We start from the raw sequence: 17,784 nt of genomic DNA, 5'->3' as shown, positions 1-17,784 counted from the left end.
ACGATTCGTGCTATTTCTAAAAACTTGCTATTTCTGACAATCAATTACTTCTAAAACAATTAGCTCTATTCATACTTTTACAATATTTTTTTATCTTCGACGACAGCAACTCGATAGGTATTGGCTTCGTCTAAATACTCTATCAACATCACTCTATCACCTTGTTTTAGCAAACCATCATTGGTGTCTGAACGAATCTTTAATATCAATCCTGCACCGCCATCATTTAGCTCTGCTTCGCCATGCTTATCTGTGACACTAAGCGTACGCACAACAGCGATCTTACCCACATTATTAGACGAATTACGTTTGGGAATTTTGGCGATATTTTTGCGAATCGGCGAAATAATAATACCTGTCAACCACATGGAAACTACCAATACGAAAATGAGTGCCCCTGTACCGAATAAATAATACAGAACGCCAGAATCAAAATATTGGTGTAAAAAGCTGGTATATAAATAGCTAAGCAACCAACCGATCAAGCTAATTAAGCTTAGTATGATGATTAAAGGAACACCGTAAAGACCAAATTTGAGCATGAGACCGGTGAAAAAACCAGTCGATGATAAGGTGGAGACCTCAGCATCACCGCCTGACTCACCAAGGTCTACGCTATCCATATCTGTCATGCCGAGTAAAGACACAACCCAATATAAGGTGACGAACATCACAAGCCCCGTAAAAATAATCGTGGGATATAAACTGATTTTAGTGATAAAGACTAAAAAAGCTTCTTGCATTGCGCGTATTCTCCTTTTGCTCACCCAATCTATTAGCTCAATGACTTGGTTATGCAAATTGGTATTATGTGGATGATGCTCACTCGAATTAATGCTGCCAAGTTTACATTTTTTAAATCAACTTATGTTGCTTTATCAAGGATTATATATACATTCCACTACATAATACATAGGTTTTGCCTTTAGCGTCCCCATATCGGCGAGCGCACAACTCCGCCCACCTTACTGCCGATCGCATAACTTGTATTACCAGATAATGAGTGAATGACCAAGCTGCCGCCATTTTGACCGCCCACTTGTGAAAGCTTTGTCGGATAGACAGCATACTGTGCAGATGGTGACAGACGTGCTGGTTCATCCAATCCAGTCTCTGCTAGATTGATAACTTGCCCTGTAGCCAGCGTCATCACCGCAGCCTTACGACCATTGAGATATGCCATGCGCTGACCGTCCAAGCTCAGTTGCGGACTGGCGACATAGCCACTTGTTAGCACCGGCGTGGCACTAGCAGTCTCGAAGTTATAGCGATAGATACGTGGACGTCCAGCGCGGACTTTATCACTGGTATAGACAAAACTTTGCCCATCACTGGCGTAGCTTGGCTGTACTTCCGTGCTCGGTAACGTAGTGAGCTGTGTGGTCTTACCATCGCTCAGACGCATCTCATAGATATCAGCATTGCCGCCGACAGTTGAGCTATAGAGAAGTTTTTGCCCATCAGGTGAGAACGACGCTGACATATTGCTGCCTTCAGCATTTACCACAAGGTTGCGGATGTTGCTTTTGCGATCATAGATATAAATCTTAGGATGCTGGCGCGGCGCTTGTTTACTATATGCCAGCAGTTGCCCATCAGCTGACCACGCTGGCGCATAAATATAACCATTAAGCTGATCGATTAACTGACGATCACTACCATCAGGACGAATGCTATAAAGCGTCGACATCTTTTCAGCTCCGACTCCTTGCTCCTCGACATAGGCAATGCGCCCTTGCCGATCTATCGCTGACATTCGCGCCGTTAGTGGATTGCTCGCACTCATATTATTAGCAGGTGCTTGCATCGTTTTAGACATCGTACTAGGCAAGGTCTGACAACCCGTCAACAAAATAAAAGTCGTTAGTGCGGTGATATTAGTTATCATTCGTATATTGACGAATGATTTTGATACAAGCATTTTTGACATAAAATAACGTCCAATAAAGTATTGATTATTGCGTACTGAGAATCTTGACAATCAAGGCTAAAAGATTGAGTGCATTAAAATATCCTAGCCTAAAGACTTTACTTAATAGCAAATGACAGTGTAGCGTAAACCATGCCAAATTTTGGACAAAAAAATACCCCACTAGATAGTGAGGCATTTTTAAAACTACATCTGGCTTTTATAGAACACTGCTTTTATTCAACGTTACTTTTATCGAATATTGCTTTTAGCAAATACTATTTAAAAACCATTTGTAATGACTGAATTATTTAGAAACGGCTTTGAAATGGGCAACTTGATTGCTATTGGTAATGGTCAAGATAGGCGTGTTATTGGCATTTTTACTGATGCTATATTTACCTTGTACGGTCGCTAAAGTCGCAGTATCAAAACTTGCTTGTGGCTCAGGGCATGCCATCATAGTAGATAAAACGTTGCCTAATACGACATTGCCATTCACAACCTTGTAGTCAGCGCCCATGTTATTACAGGTGTTCATAAAGGTCACACGGTCACTACCGCTGTCTTTGAAGAACTTTAGCGTCAATGGCTTCGCTGGATCAAAGAACAATTGGCTAACCTTATCACCATTGCTGCGTTTGGCGTCAACCAGCTGCCAATCATATGCTTGTAGCGTATTAGAAGTAATTGGTTGAGTCACTGGCGCTGTTACGCTAGGGGTGGTTTGGCAACCAGCAGCCAATGTACCTACTGCAAGCGTTGCTGCCATCATCATTTTAGTCATGTTTTTCATATAAACTCCTCTAGTGGTTTTTTTAGAATAAAAAATAGCTCTTATCCTAAACATTCGTTTTTATTATGATTAATTTACTGTTTTATTCATTACTCTCAATAATGCGGTCATTATGCACAACTGGAGCTTAACTGTCATTATAGATTGAGTGTATGATTACCCTGTTATTTGTTGCGCTCTATAGTCTTTTTGCTAACCTCTATTGTTAGACGTTACATTAACTGCTAACACTTTTTCTATAACTTCTCGAATATACTCTAAAAACCGATAATTTCTCATTAAAATTACCGTTTTACTCATTTATGCTAGGCATTACTCTAGATTGGCGCTGTTCTGTTGTTGCAAAGCAGCATAGCCTACCAAACGTTTGCGTTCAGCCTCACTAAATAACTGCTGTTCGATTTGATTGATTTGGGTTTGTGCTTGCGTTTTATCTGCACTTTGACTTAATAAGCGCTGTTTTTGGACTTGATATTGGTCGAAACGTTGAGCAAAGTTAGCATCTTCTGCATCGACTTGCGCAAGGCGTGCGGCGGCTGGAGCACCTACCAGATCACGACGCATGTTATACAGTTCCTGAGCCGTTGCCCCTTTTGCTTGCATCTGTTTTGTGCGATTCATCAGCTCGTTCAGATTGGCTTGCTGGGTGATACCGGCTTTGAGCGCATTATCCGGCATACGGCTTATGTAGTTCTGCCGCGCTGCCTCTTTTTGCACATCCGTTAGCTGCTGGTTTTGGTTAATTCTGACCATCTCCATACTATAATTACCATACTCCTCTTCTGTACCAAAGAAGGCGGTAATGGTTTCTTTAGTAAAATACTGCTGACGCAACTTGGCTACATCTTGCTTTTGCTGAGCGACGACATTTAGATCCAGCTCACCGCTTTTTGCCGCTTGTAATTGCAGATTACCGTAACGTCGTTCTATTTCAGAAATGGCTTTAAGATAGGTAATATATTGGTCAAATATAGCGACCGCTTGACTAGCGGCAGGCTCTGGCGTGTGGTGACGAATATAGCTTTCAACACGGGCATAAATAACCGCTTCATCTTCTTCACCCAGCGCCGACAAAAAATAATCGAATAAACGCCGTAGACCTTCAGTGACGACCAACTGCTTATTTTCATCAATGATGATTTCGCCGTCGATTTGCGTGCCTTGTAATGAGCGCGGCAAACGCTCCAACCCAGTGACAAATAGAGACTGGTTTTGGGCGGCAGTTGTTTGCACTACTTGGCCATTATCCAGCGCAGTTGATAGAGTAGCATCAGCCTCATTAGTGAGGGCACTAGATACTGGTTGCGCTGTAGCCATACGTGTATTATCAGGTTTGAACCACATAATCACCGCCGCCGTTATGGCTATGCTAACCACGGCGATTATAACTATTGGTAGATAGGCTGGGCGGCGATTATTCGACATAAATGAGGGTTCTTTTATAAGTCAGCGTAAAGGCTTATGTTTTTAAAAGCGTATGTTCTTAAAAGCTGACATTATTAAAGGTTAGCGTTTTTAAGACGATTGACCTGAGTACGATAGATAGATTTTGGCTCAGAATCGCCCCATGCCGTCAGACCCAATACTTGGTCGGCTGAATCCAAATGGTTCATTCTATAATTATCCCGAATCACATAACCAAGACGACTTGAGCAAGCAGACACCAACCCATCATTAGAATCGCCTGCAAACGGCACGCTCGTTGCTGCTAATAAATAATCACTAGGATCAAGTGCGCTTGTTATTTGCCCAACCCCGCTGAACGAATAGTATTTAATGCCATTGACAGCAGTACTGGTCGGCTGACCACAATAGTTCTTTGGCATTGCCGCAGGAAATTTGGCATTGAACTTAGCCGCACCATCGGTTGATAGAGCCACGAGCGCTTGCCAGCCATCTTGCTCTTGTATCTCTTTAAAACTGATACCTGAACCAACGTCTGTAAAGCCACCAATCAAATTGAACACGCCTGAGACTAGCTGTGTTGTGACATTGGATGGATTACCTGTGGTGTTGTTTGGCTCAAGGGTGTTTTTGACAAAATCTGCCGTTTTTGACCCTTGTTCTGGGCTTGAGACTGCCGTAACTGATGCGATATATTTTGGCGCGACGCCAGCAACATAGCGGATATCTATACCGCCTTGACTGTGTCCAAATAAATTGACTTTAGCCTCACCTGAAATGGCAGTGATGGTTTTGACTTGTTGCAGCAGCTGCTCTCCGCGAATCTCACTGTTATTGACGGCTGACGTTTTGGTGGTGTATACCTCTGAGCCGCCTTTCATCAACTCTTGAGGAATGCCATTGAAGTAGTCGATAATTCCAAACAAGTTAGTGAAGCCGCCAAGACCATGTGCCATAACAATTGGGTATTTTGTATCAGTATGATTTGACGTCCAGTATTTGTTGCTGACCAGCTTGCATCCGGTTGAATTGGCACAATTATAGTATTGACCAGCAGCTTGAGCTGAGGTGGTTTGTAAAGCCATTAAAAGTACACCGGCACCGATAACACCAAGTGAGGGGAGAAATGCGCTGGGCGTGAAAGCCGAAGCTAGAGAAGATTTTAGCGTCATAATAACTTCCTTGTTATCATTAATTTGATTATCTTTACCTCATAATATCGGCAAAGATTGCTGCTAATTCCTTTAGCATGCAAAATTACATTACTTATATCTTCTGTAACATTCAACTAAATTGTCAAAATATGAATATATTATCGTGACTAGAGGGTCACAACTGTCCCTACTTCGCTGTAAAGCAATTATTATCAATAATAATGATAGGTTCACTATCACTTAACGTAAAACAGCGGCGTCTTCATTTATGTTATAATTTAAGCCATTAATTCCATAACTATAAGTAATATAATGATGACTAAAAAATCTCTTATCCAGTCCCCAGAAGCCATAGAAAAAATGCGCGTGGCCGGTAAACTTGCCAGTGATGTCCTTGTCATGCTCGATGAGCACGTTCGAGTGGGCATCAGTACCGAGGCACTTAACCAAATCGCCCATGACTATATCGTTAATGTGCAACAGGCTATTCCTGCACCGCTTAACTACAATGGCTTCCCAAAATCAATTTGCACCTCGATTAACCATGTGGTTTGTCATGGTATTCCAGCCGAAAACAAGCTACTCAAAGATGGTGACATCATCAATATCGATGTGACCGTGATAAAAGATGGCTACTATGGCGATACCTCAAAAATGTGGATCGTTGGTAACGGCTCTATCATGGCACAGCGTATCTGCAAAGTGGCACAAGACGCCCTTTATGCTGGTATGAGTGTCGTCAAAAACGGTGCGCGTCTTGGTGATGTCGGTGCTGCTATCCAAGCAGTGGTCGAGCCTGAACGTTTCAGTATCGTCCGCGAGTTCTGTGGTCACGGCATTAGTAATGAGTTTCACCATGAGCCACAAGTCATGCACTATGGCAAAAAAGGCACGGGCTTTGAGCTAAAAACAGGCATGACCTTTACCATCGAACCGATGATTAACCAAGGTACATGGCAAACCAAGATTTTGCCTGACGAATGGACGGCGATTACTAAAGACCGTAAGCTGTCAGCACAGTGGGAGCATACGATGGTCGTGACCGATAATGGCTGTGAGGTGTTTACCACTCGCCCTGAAGAAGATTTAAGTTTTTTGACCCAGTAATATCAAAAAAAGATCGCCTAGGCGGTCTTTTTTTTGGCCAATAATTAGGTCATATTGAGTATTGTGCTCACCCGCTTTTTATCTTTATACTCTGATGACTTAATAAATTATATTGGTAACTTATATTTGTGGCTTTTATCAGCTACCAGCACACTGGTGATTCTACGCTTTTCAGCTGAAACGTTTTATTTTTAAACTCTTAACGGGATAACACTCATGTTTACTTGTGATGTCGCTTCTATCGATCTGACACCTTTACCTCTATTATCAAAAGATATAGCGACAAACGCGTCACTGCTAGCGGACACCCCTGTCACTGAAAAGTCACTACTGGATATTCCTCACTGGTTGACTCAAATTAATCACGATATTAACCGTGCACTTGAACGCGGTGTCAATATTCGTCAATTGGTCGCGGCACGCTCTGGGGCGATCGACGAATTACTGATTGCCTTGTTTAACTGGTTTGAGCTGGATAAAACAGATTTGGCTTTATTTGCCACAGGTGGTTATGGTCGCGGCGAGCTGTCGCTTTATTCAGACATCGACATTTTATTGCTCTCCCCTGATGAGATTGGCGCTGATGCCAGTGGGAAAATAGATCGGTTGGTGGCGCTATTGTGGGACATAGGATTAGAGCCTGCTCTCTCGGTACGTAGTGTCAATGATGCTTTAGAAGCGTCGCTCGATCACACCATTGCCAGTGCACAGCTAGAAGCTCGGCTATTAATTGGTAATGAGGCTCTACAGGATGTGCCGGTTCAAATTGTCAATAAACAGTGGTCGCCACGTGAGTTTTTTGAAGTAAAAATCGCAGAAGCTAAAGCACGATACTTACAGCACAATGCCACCGAGTACAACCTTGAACCCAATATAAAAACCGCCCCTGGTGGTCTACGCGACATTCATATCATCGGCTGGGTAACCAAACGCTATTTTCGAGTGGGTAAGCTGTATGACTTAGTACAACAAAACTTTTTGACTGAAAAAGAGTTCGATGAGCTGAACTTTGCAGAAGGTTATTTATGGCAAATACGTCATTATCTGCATGTATTGACTGGTCGCAACGAAAACAAGCTGCTGTTTGATTATCAGCGTGAAATTGCCCAGTTGATGGGTTATGAGACGCAGCCAGACGATCAGCCAAATGCCGCGGTCGAGCGTTTTATGCGCGACTATTATCGCTGTGCCATGCAGATATCGACGCTGTCTGAGATGCTGACCAATCACTACTATGAAACGATTATAGAGCCGCAGTTACCTGATGATGAGCGTCCGAAAAAGCAGCCAATCAACGCGCGCTTTAACCAAGTTGGTGACCAAATCGCCATGGCGCATCATCGGGTTTTTGCCCAGCATCCTGACTCTATCCTAGAGATGTTTTTACTGATGGGTCAGTACGGTATCAAAAACGTGCGTACTCATACGTTGCGTGCGCTAAAAATCGCCGCGCGTGGCATCGATCAAGTCTACCGTGATAACCCCGCTCACCAAGCGCTCTTTTTAGCCAATTTAAAAGAGCAGAATTATCTGTTTCATCGCCTGCGTGCCATGAATCGCTACGGCGTCTTAGGCAGCTACATTCCTGCGTTCGCCCAGGTGACCGGTCTGATGCAATATGATTTATTTCACCGTTATACGGTTGATGCGCATACCTTATTTTTGATTCGGATTTTGCATCGCTTCACCGACCCACGATTTTATGAAGATTTCCCACTGGTCAGCTCTATCTTTCAACGTATCGAGCGCAAGGAAATCTTGGTACTGGCCGCCATGTTTCATGATATTGCCAAAGGTCGCGGTGGCAACCATAGTGAGCTTGGTCAAACCGAGTCGACTGAATTTTGTTTGGCACATGGTATGAGTCTGGCAGATGCCAACTTGGTCGGTTGGCTCACTCGCTATCATTTATTGATGTCAATGACTGCTCAGAAAAAAGACATCTCAGATCCAGAAGTGGTCACTATTTTTGCCAATTTAGTCGGTAATGTCACCCACCTCAATCATTTATATGTGCTCACTGTTGCGGATATGAATGCGACCAATCCACAGTTGTGGAACAGCTGGCGTGCCACATTAATGAAACAGTTATACTCACAAACTCGGCGCATCTTGCGCGCTGATATCGATGCACCTACTAACCGCCAAGATATGATCAGTGCCACTCGTACCCAAGCCTTAGCGATGCTCGATAATGTCAACAATCAACACATGAACCGCGATGAGGTCTTGAGGCTATGGGATGATTTGGGTGATGAATATTTCTTGAGAGAAATTCCTGAAGACATCTTATGGCATACCGAAGCCATTTTGAACCATCCGCCGATTGGTCTTGCTTCTAATGCAGATAGCCCGCCATTGGTGGTATTACGTGAGCATCGCGAGTTGGCCCTTGATGCGGTACAGGTCTTTGTTTATACCCAAGATCAGACGAACCTGTTTGCAGTCACCATGGCTGTATTTGATCAAATGAACTTGGATGTTTTAGACGCCCGTATCATTACTGCTACCCGCGATTTTGCTTTGGACTCCTATGTACTGCTTGATCCCAGTGGCACATTATTGGTCGATGAGGACAGTCAACAAGAGCTCAAACAGCGCCTAATCAATGCCTTTAAAGACCCGACAGTACTGAAGCTTACCAATAAGCGTATACCGCGTCAGCTTAGACATTTTGAAGTGACCACGGTGATTAATTTTGAGTTTAATGAGGCTTCTGATCAGCATATTATGAGCTTAGAAACCCTTGATCAGCCGGGACTATTGGCAAGAGTAGGACAGGTGTTTTTGCAGGAGAAAATTGAGGTGCATGCGGCGCGTATCACCACTTTGGGTGAACGTGCAGAAGATATGTTTTATATCAGCGATCAAAATGATGAACCGCTATCTGCTGCTAGACTTGAAGCGCTACGATCCGCCTTGATGGCCAGTCTCAGTATGCAAAGAGAGCAGCCTGCTGCTTACAGCAAATGTGATTGAACAAATGGGCTTACAAGATAAGTCTAAGATAAATATTCAGTGTGTATCATCCATTCATTGATGGCATGCTTTGTATTTTTTAACCCGTTAATATCAAAAGCACCTTTTATAAGGTGCTTTTATATATCATTTCGCTAGCATGCTCATTGAGCTCATCATCCGCAAGATCTGGTGGCAGAATCTCTGCTTCTATCTGTTTTTGCGTGAGTATTAAACGCCCAGCGTTGACCTCTTTTTGCAGCAAACAATGCAAACTTGCTAAATGAAAATCTCTGCCAAAACACTCATAGATTTGTCTTAGAGAAATAGGCGATTTGGCATGCACATCGGGATAAAGGCTGTCCTCTGCTAAGATAATCATCTCATTCAGTGCCTCTTCGCGCATCAACTCATCTTTATCAATTTTACGTTGCAAGCTGTCTGCCATTCGACTTTTGGACGCGAGCATGGCCACAAAAATTACTGTCTGTACGACAAACAAGGCAATATATTGCCATAAGGGTAGTAAAATACCGAGCTGATTGCTAAGCAACATCAGCACCATCGCAACGATCACGTAACTGACCAGTTGCCACAGTAACCACATCATCAAGCTGTTTTCACCGTACCAAAACATTTTTCGTTCTTTATGGCTAATTAATTGCTGGCGAGCTTGCCACCAGCTTTGCTCCCGCTGTTTTAATAGCTCGTACAATTTGGCTCGCTGTTGCGCATCATCAAAATTTTCATCTTGAATGTCTGTCGCGTTAAGATCATTAGTTTTTGAGATACTAGGCATATCAAATTATCCTCGCCATAATCTATCATTAGGGCTGACAGCAGTTTTTTGTATTGTTATAAGTTATCAATTGATAAGCTTTTTTTAGGATTTTTAAATCTGTGACGGCTTCATTAGTTATTATAATTTATGGTTAAATAGCTAAGCAGCTTGAGCATGAGAAGTAAAAGACAAAAAATAAGAGAAGTGCTACACTGCTTAAATGTAATTTTTCTTTATAACTTTATTATTAATTGTCTATTATAGTTACCCTACTTATGAATCACAACTTAACGTACCTGCATCCTTATCCTTTTGCAAAGATGGCGACATTGCTTGCTAACAGTGTGCCAGCCCATGACTACAGTGAAATCAAGCTCGGTATTGGTGAACCAAAACATGAGCCACCAGCGTTGGTGCTGGACGTACTACGTGAAAATTTGGACAAAATAAGTCGTTATCCAACGACTAATGGCATGTTTGAGCTGCGCCAAACCATCGCGCATTGGCTAGAAAAACGCTTCTTTTTGAACCATGTCGATGCCAATACGCAAGTATTGCCAGTAATGGGCACACGCGAGGCTATTTTTAGTCTGGTACAAGCAGTCGTGGATCATAAAGTAAGCGATACAGAGAGTAGTCCTCTATCTGTCTCTGACCCGTTATCTGCCGTTTCTCCTATGGCTGCTCCTACAATAGTCATGCCCAACCCTTTTTACCAAATATATGAGGGTGCAGCGATACTGGCGCAAGCCAAGCCTTATTTTGTGCCTTGCACACTGGACGATGACTTTAAAGGTAACTATCGCGCCGTACCAAAAGATGTTTGGGCGCGCACGCAGTTGCTGTTTGTTTGTAGTCCGAACAATCCGACGGGCTCGGTCATGACGATGGAGGATTGGGAATATCTCATTCGTCTGTCAGATCAGTACGATTTTATTATTGCCAGTGACGAGTGCTATAGCGAGCTGTATTTTGATACGGCACCGATTGGACTATTGCAAGCCTGCGCTGCCCTCGGTCGTCATGATTTCAAAAACTGTATTGTCTTTCACTCTTTATCTAAGCGTTCAAATCTGCCTGGTTTGCGCTCAGGGTTTGTGGCAGGTGATGCCAATATTTTGCAAGCTTATCTGCAATATCGTACTTATCAAGGCTGTGCGATGCCGATACCACATCAGCTCGCCTCGATCGCTGCATGGCAAGATGAAAAGCATGTGGCACACAATCGCGCTCTGTATCAAGAAAAGTTTGCCTTGTGGATGTCTGAGCTTGGTGAGCTACTAGAGTTACGAATGCCTGAGGCTGGATTCTACTTTTGGATAAAAGTCCCTGAGCCATTCGATGGGGATGATGAGCGGTTTGTCAAAGCACTGTACGAGCAGGCCAATATTCACGCACTAGCAGGGCGCTATCTGTCACGTGATATTGATGGCAAAAACCCTGGGCAAGGCTATGTGCGCATTGCGCTCGTTGCGAGTGTTGATGAAAGCCGCGAAGCGATAAACCGTATTCGAAAATTACTAGGCGCATAAGCAGTCGCTTTATACGTAAAATTTTCAAAAAAAACAGCAACCTCTAATAGCCACAATATTACTGTGGTTATTAGAGGTTTTTTGCTTTAATAATGCTATAGTAAAGTGTCTTTTATCATCGATTATCTTTTACCAAATATGCCATCAAGGATGATGCCATGACCCATCTTGATTTTACCCAGCCGCCCTTTGACGTATTGAGTCTGGCTGAACGTCAAAGCATCAGAAAAAATACCCAAATCCGCTACCTTGCCAAAAATGAGAATCTAACTGCCGAAGAGTTGCAATATCTGTATGTGGTCATTAAAGGGCAGATTGAGCAATTGCTTGATGGTGAGTTTGTTGCCTCTTACTTGGGTAGTAATCACTCCGACCATCTCAATAATAACGACTGGTTCGACAGCCGTCGTCTGCCTGAATCATTGACTGAAAATAGCCTTAATACTGAAGCACTGCAGACCTATCAGTTTCGAGCCGCTGAGGATACCTTGCTGCTCCAAGTCGCTGGTAGCACAGTCGATAAAATCAGCGCCCAAAATCACCTAGTGCGCCAAATGCTATCAGACAAATTGCCCGAACGGCTAAAAGCATTACAGCAGCGCCGCAATAATAAATCCATAGTCTCTGCCAGCTACAATGATCAACAAGAAGTGCAGCAAATCATGTTGCAGCCCGTCATTGATGTCAATCTATTGCCAGTCCATATCGTCAACGCCAATAACAGCTTGTACGAAGCCGCGTCTATCATGACGAAAGCGGGGCTAAAACATGTACTGGTGCAACCCTTAGACCACCTAAAACACGAGGGAGATGTGCAATATGGTACTGGTCATCTATTGGGTATTTTGACCGATACCGACATTTGCCGCGCCGTGAGTGACCAGCAAGATCCAACCACTACCCGCTGCCAGCGCTATGCTAATTTCAACTTGCGTACCATCAAAGCCAGTGATGAGATTGGCGATGCATTATTGACCATGACCCGCTATCGCATCCATCGGCTACCAGTGATGGATCAAAATGGGGATGTCGTCGGTATATTGGGACAAAGCGATATGCTTGCGCATATTGGTCATCATTCACAGCTCATTAGTATCCAAATCGAGCAAGCAAAAGACTTATCGAGCTTAGATACTGCCGTCGAGCTTATCGGTCGTTACATTCGCGCACAACATCAAAACGGTGTCAAAATCGGTAATATCAGCCGCATGGTACAGACCTTGAATGCACAGGTATTTACCAAGCTCTGGCAACTTATCGTGCCTGATGAGGTCATGACAAATACCTGCCTGATCGTGATGGGCTCCGAGGGGCGCGGTGAGCAAATCATGCGTACTGACCAAGACAATGCGCTCATCTTACGTGACGGCTATACTCACCCTGATCTGGCACAATTTGCGGATACTTTTAATCAGCATTTAGCAGACCTCGGTTATCCACTGTGCGATGGTAATATCATGATGACCAACCCTATGTGGCGACAGCCGCTAAAACAGTTTAATGCCCAGATTGGTTTATGGTTTAGAAATACGGATCCCATGCATGGTATTTATTTGTCTGCCATACTCGATGGCGAATATGTCTGCGGAGATGAGTCATTATTGACTCAGGTGCGTCAACATTTAAAGGTTGCCCACAGGCAGTCAGACCCTATGTTTGTACGCCAGTTCGCGCGCGCCGCGCTACAGTTCGGTGATGTCAATCAGTGGTGGCAAAAATTCGTGCCTTTGCTCGGTGGTAAATCCGGGTCAGAAGACATTGATCTAAAGAAAGCCGGTATTTTTCCACTGGTTCATGGCATTCGTACCTTGGCGTTAGAAAACGATATCTTAGAGCTGCCCAGTAGTAAAAATCGTCTTAAAGCTTTGGTACAAGCGCGCGCCTTGACCCAAGAGCGCGCAGATACTTTACTAGAAGCCTTGGAGTTTTTTATGGCACAGCGCCTATCAGTCGCTCTATCAACCGATGATAAACATGCGCGGCAAGTAAACCCAATGACCTTGACCGCGCTTGAGCGCGACTTATTAAAAGAGTGTTTGGCCGTTGTTAAAAGCTTTAAAAATCAGCTACGTCAGCATTATCAACTAGAACTCGCATAAGTAAAACAATCGCATAAATGGATGAGCGACAACTATGAGTTGGCTAACACAGTTATCCTGCGCTTGGCAAAAAACGCAGCTACAGCGCCCAGAATTGGCATCGATGTTTACCAAACCTGTGGCTAAGCAATGGGTAGCGATTGACTGCGAAATGACGGGACTCAATCCAAAAAATCACCATTTATTGTCTGTCGCCGCGATTCATATCAATGACAATACAATCGACACTGGCAATGGCATGCATATCGTATGCAGACCACCTGTGATGCCAGACCGTGACACCATTGTGATTCACGGTCTACGTACTGCCGACGTTGAGCATGGTATGAGCTACGATGAGATGCTGGCGCTGCTGTTGCCATTTATAGGTAATCGCCCAATTGTGGGGTTTTGTACGAGTTTAGACACAGCGTTTTTAAACCCCCTGGTCAAACGCTATATGGGCACAGCATTACCCAACGAAGTCATCGATTTGCGCCATTTATATAGTCGGCGCATGAGTGGTCAAACCCAAGGGCTATCTAGCCAAGCGCAGCATCTGACCAATATTTTAGCGCACTATAATATACCCGATCTAGGCGCTCACGATGCTTATAACGACGCAATCATGACCGCCATGGCATTTTTACATGTGCGCTAACGTGCGTTCGCATTTTGCAAATTCAGATAAAAACAGGTTTTCATCTACGCCTGCCATCTACGCGAAAACGGCAACTCATGTTACCATAGGCTGTTTTTGCCACCTGATGAAAGATGCTCATGCGACCCACCTCTAAACTCCGTCATTCCTCTGCTTTTACTGCCAAGTTATTCCCTTTCTGTCGTTATCAGCGACCGTCGCAGCCGCCTGCTAAATACGTACCTATCATGGCGTTATTAGCAACGGCGACACTATTGCCCATCCATGCACAAGCAGCACTACCAAAAGCCATCGAAGCAGCATTATCACTAGCCGATTTAACAGAAGCTGATATTAGTATTATCGTCACACCAGTCGGTGATAAAAATGCCAGTCACCTGCCCGCCCCCATTCAGGTTATTGATAGCAGCACACACCGCTCATCTAAACCCGCTCTTCAGACAAAACCGACTGCCAATATAAATGCTGATATAAAAAGTAACTCTCAAAAAGCCACGCAAAATAATAATGACAAAACCAATAATAACCATGTGCGCCAACAGAGTACGCTGATTACTATTGAGCAGCGTACCATTGAAAAGCATGAGAAAAAACTGCATGCTTACACCGATGATCCTTATACTTATCAAAGCTTAGAAAGCATCCCAACGATATTGGGTGATAAAGCAAAAACAGCTATCATTAACACCAATGCTAATAATGATAAAACTGATGACATCAGTACTGATAACCCCTCCATAAAAATTTCATTTTCGCCGTTGCTGAACCATCAAGCCGATATCGCTCGCACGCCTGCCAGCACCATGAAACTCGTTCCCAGCTTTATTGCTTTAGACACCCTAGGCGCTGATTTTGTCTGGCATACCCGTGTCTATCATACAGGCCTTGTTATCGGTGACCGTCTGCATGGCGATTTGATTATTCAAGGCAGCGGCGATCCAAAAATGACCCACGAGCGTTTAAAACAGCTCCTTTACAAAATACAGTCGTCCGGTATCCATCATATTGACGGTGATATTATCATTGACAGTGGCGTCTTTAAAAATGTCAGTAAAGACCCTGCTGCCTTTGATAACTCGCCACTGCGTCCTTATAACGCCAGTCCCGATGGTTTTTTGGTGAATTTTAGTACCATCGGTATCAAAAGCTATCCGTTAAACGATGACCAAGCAAATCTGACTTATACACCAAAATTAGCAAATTATGATTTGCCCAGCATCATAAATACGCGTTCGGCGGCCTGTGGGCAAGCGCGTTATAGTCTCGCACCTGAGTGGCAAACAAAACAATTGGTGTTAAATACTCAGTTGCCAAATAGCTGCCAAGAGCATGCTTTTTATGTGGCTTATCCTGATGCCAAAGATTTTGCAGCACGCGTTATTGCCGCAAAATGGCAAGAGCTAGGCAATACGCTGAGTGGTAGTGTCATCACTCAAGAAGCACCTTATATTACAACGAAAAGCACCAAATCAACGCATGGTCTGGCAGCACTTCCTGTATCACCGCTGCCTATTGTCAGCTACCCATCATTGAATTTGACGCAGCAGATTTACGATATCAATCACTTTTCAAACAATGTGATGACTGAGCAAGTGGCGTTATCGATTGGTGTTTATGACAAAGTTGATAATAAAACACTCGATAAAGCTATTAATGGTTCACATAGCTTGTATCAATTTGGCACGCCGACTGCGACGAGCTATCCTGTCGCATTGCATACTATTAATCAATGGTGGCAGACCAATCTAAGCACACCGCCGCCCCATTTGACCAATGGTTCAGGACTCTGCCGCGACTGTACCATCACAGCTGCCAACCTAAGCGAGCTATTAACTTATGCTTATAGCCATCCAAGTTTTAACGCTTACGTCAACTCGTTAGGTATCGCTGGCGTCAGTGGCACCATTACCGCTCATAGTGAACGCCTACCAGAATCAGCAGCCATTGGTCGTGCGTGGATAAAAACAGGTACCTTAAACAACGTCACCTCGATGGCAGGCTATGTCAAAGGATTGTCGGGACAGGATTATGTCGTGGTTGGACTCATCAATAGTGAGCAAGCACATAACGCTTATACAGCCAGACCTGTGCTAGATGCAATGCTTGATTGGACGGCGCAGCATTAAGTGTTTTTCACATCCTATTTTCCACCTTTATAAAGGTTTACTTATGTCACGCAAGACAACCAACCTCAATAAATCCAAGACTCATTCAGGTGGCGAGCCGCTGCCGAAAAACCATGAGTCAGCGCAGCCTAAACTGGCACAATATGTAGGATATTTCGCGATTGGCTATACGCTTGCCAGCGCAATATTTATGATGATTCAAACCAAGCTTGCTGTGAATTCGCAACTGGTAACGGTATTGTCTATCATTATCGGGGCTTATATCGCGGTTCGTAAATTTGTCAAACATCAGCAGCGCGCATTGAATAGCGGTGAAATCAATCGCTTAATGTTTGGCGGCGTCGCGGTGGTCTGGCTACTGACTGTCATCTACTTCTTAGCCATATGGTTTTGGTTGTTTGATGCGGTAAATCGCGAAGTCCTACTAGAGATGGCCGTCCAGCAACCACTGCCATTGGTCTCATCGCTGGTGATGATATTGGTGCTGACACTGGTCAGTGCTCGCATCAGTCTTTGGGCGATCAATCGCCTGCTTGACCCTAAACGCAAAACTATGTGAGCGAGGAAGTCTCAGCCAAACCTCTACAAGGTGCTACAAATTTTTCTCCCTATTAATACATAAAATCCGTTAGGCTAACTTTAATGAGTAACCTTTTGGATGATTGTGGGTGATTAACGGTTTTATATTTTAATAGGAGCATTTATCATGGACATGGTTTTTTTTGACAATATAGACAAGCTTGGACGCATCGTTTTGACGACAGTCATGGTTTATGTGTTGATCGTACTGGTGACCAAAATTTCAGGTAAACGCTCCACCTCGCAGCTCAATAATTTTGATTGGATCGTCACCGTGATGATCGGTTCACTTGGTGCCAGTACTATTCTGCTCAAAGACATTCCTTTTGTCGAAGGGGTTTCATCGATTTTAGTACTTTATTTATTGCAGTTTTTAGTCACCAAATACGCCTCTATCTCACCGCAATTTAGCAGTTTTATTTTGTCAGAGCCGCGTATTGTTTTCTATCAAGGGCAGTTTTTGCCAGATGCCATGCGCGCTGAGCGGCTGACTCGTCAAGAGATTGAATGTGCGATGCGCTCTGAAGGAGTGCATCGTTTCGATGATATTGAAGCCATCGTTTTTGAGTCTGATGCCAAGCTTACTATTATTCCAAAACCCAGCCCAACTGATGCCAGCGATAATGACCAAAATACAGAAGATACTGTCTCGCAAACCATACAGCCTTTGATGTAAGACCTATTGTTTATAGAAGATTA

General features: G+C 43.8%; 14 protein-coding genes. 8 read left to right on the top strand and 6 right to left on the bottom strand.

Going from position 1 to position 17,784, the window contains the following annotated elements; all coding sequences use genetic code 11:
- Positions 1-77: 77 nt before the first annotated feature.
- From JMY05_RS00270 to JMY05_RS00250, 5 genes are all read right to left on the bottom strand, one after another.
- The gene (locus tag JMY05_RS00270; RefSeq protein WP_045447704.1) at positions 78-743 is read right to left on the bottom strand and encodes a hypothetical protein; all 666 of its coding nucleotides are present in this window, start codon (positions 741-743) and stop codon (positions 78-80) included.
- Positions 744-925: 182 nt separating this feature from the next.
- Positions 926-1,930: a PD40 domain-containing protein gene (locus JMY05_RS00265; RefSeq protein ID WP_201613878.1), complete on the bottom strand. Its 1,005-nt coding sequence runs from the start codon at positions 1,928-1,930 to the stop codon at positions 926-928.
- A gap of 286 nt (positions 1,931-2,216) precedes the next feature.
- Entirely contained in the window at positions 2,217-2,705 is a 489-nt protein-coding gene (locus tag JMY05_RS00260) for an META domain-containing protein (protein ID WP_055125201.1), read from the bottom strand.
- A 312-nt stretch (positions 2,706-3,017) separates the two neighbouring features.
- On the bottom strand, positions 3,018-4,130 hold the full coding sequence (locus JMY05_RS00255; RefSeq protein ID WP_201613877.1) for a lipase secretion chaperone: 1,113 nt from the start codon (positions 4,128-4,130) through the stop codon (positions 3,018-3,020).
- A gap of 74 nt (positions 4,131-4,204) precedes the next feature.
- Entirely contained in the window at positions 4,205-5,281 is a 1,077-nt protein-coding gene (locus JMY05_RS00250) for an esterase/lipase family protein (RefSeq protein WP_201613876.1), read from the bottom strand.
- A gap of 297 nt (positions 5,282-5,578) precedes the next feature.
- On the opposite strand from JMY05_RS00250, the gene map reads away from it, so the two are divergent.
- Entirely contained in the window at positions 5,579-6,370 is a 792-nt protein-coding gene (gene map, locus JMY05_RS00245) for a type I methionyl aminopeptidase (RefSeq protein WP_372815769.1), read from the top strand.
- A 216-nt stretch (positions 6,371-6,586) separates the two neighbouring features.
- Positions 6,587-9,349, top strand: coding sequence for a [protein-PII] uridylyltransferase (gene glnD / locus JMY05_RS00240; RefSeq protein WP_201613875.1), 2,763 nt, complete (start codon positions 6,587-6,589; stop codon positions 9,347-9,349).
- Between the two features lie 106 nt (positions 9,350-9,455).
- Here glnD and JMY05_RS00235 read toward each other — a convergent pair whose 3' ends face one another.
- The gene (locus tag JMY05_RS00235; protein WP_045447700.1) at positions 9,456-10,127 is read right to left on the bottom strand and encodes a DUF1097 domain-containing protein; all 672 of its coding nucleotides are present in this window, start codon (positions 10,125-10,127) and stop codon (positions 9,456-9,458) included.
- Between the two features lie 257 nt (positions 10,128-10,384).
- Here JMY05_RS00235 and dapC point away from each other — a divergent pair, with 257 nt between their 5' ends.
- From dapC to JMY05_RS00205, 6 genes are all read left to right on the top strand, one after another.
- Entirely contained in the window at positions 10,385-11,641 is a 1,257-nt protein-coding gene (dapC, locus tag JMY05_RS00230) for a succinyldiaminopimelate transaminase (protein WP_060490472.1), read from the top strand.
- A gap of 158 nt (positions 11,642-11,799) precedes the next feature.
- Positions 11,800-13,740: a DUF294 nucleotidyltransferase-like domain-containing protein gene (locus JMY05_RS00225; protein WP_045447698.1), complete on the top strand. Its 1,941-nt coding sequence runs from the start codon at positions 11,800-11,802 to the stop codon at positions 13,738-13,740.
- 34 nt (positions 13,741-13,774) lie between these two features.
- A complete protein-coding gene (locus tag JMY05_RS00220) occupies positions 13,775-14,380 on the top strand; it encodes a 3'-5' exonuclease (protein ID WP_045447696.1) in 606 nt (201 codons plus the stop codon).
- 119 nt (positions 14,381-14,499) lie between these two features.
- Entirely contained in the window at positions 14,500-16,506 is a 2,007-nt protein-coding gene (gene dacB / locus JMY05_RS00215) for a D-alanyl-D-alanine carboxypeptidase/D-alanyl-D-alanine-endopeptidase (protein ID WP_227678057.1), read from the top strand.
- A 43-nt stretch (positions 16,507-16,549) separates the two neighbouring features.
- The gene (locus tag JMY05_RS00210) at positions 16,550-17,065 is read left to right on the top strand and encodes an ABZJ_00895 family protein (RefSeq protein ID WP_045447693.1); all 516 of its coding nucleotides are present in this window, start codon (positions 16,550-16,552) and stop codon (positions 17,063-17,065) included.
- 147 nt (positions 17,066-17,212) lie between these two features.
- Entirely contained in the window at positions 17,213-17,761 is a 549-nt protein-coding gene (locus tag JMY05_RS00205; RefSeq protein ID WP_201613874.1) for a DUF421 domain-containing protein, read from the top strand.
- The last annotated feature ends 23 nt before the right edge of the window (positions 17,762-17,784 follow it).

Origin of the sequence: Psychrobacter sp. JCM 18902 (assembly GCF_904846615.1) — a bacterium.
Classification (GTDB): domain Bacteria; phylum Pseudomonadota; class Gammaproteobacteria; order Pseudomonadales; family Moraxellaceae; genus Psychrobacter.
This window is presented reverse-complemented; position numbering and strand designations above follow the sequence as displayed.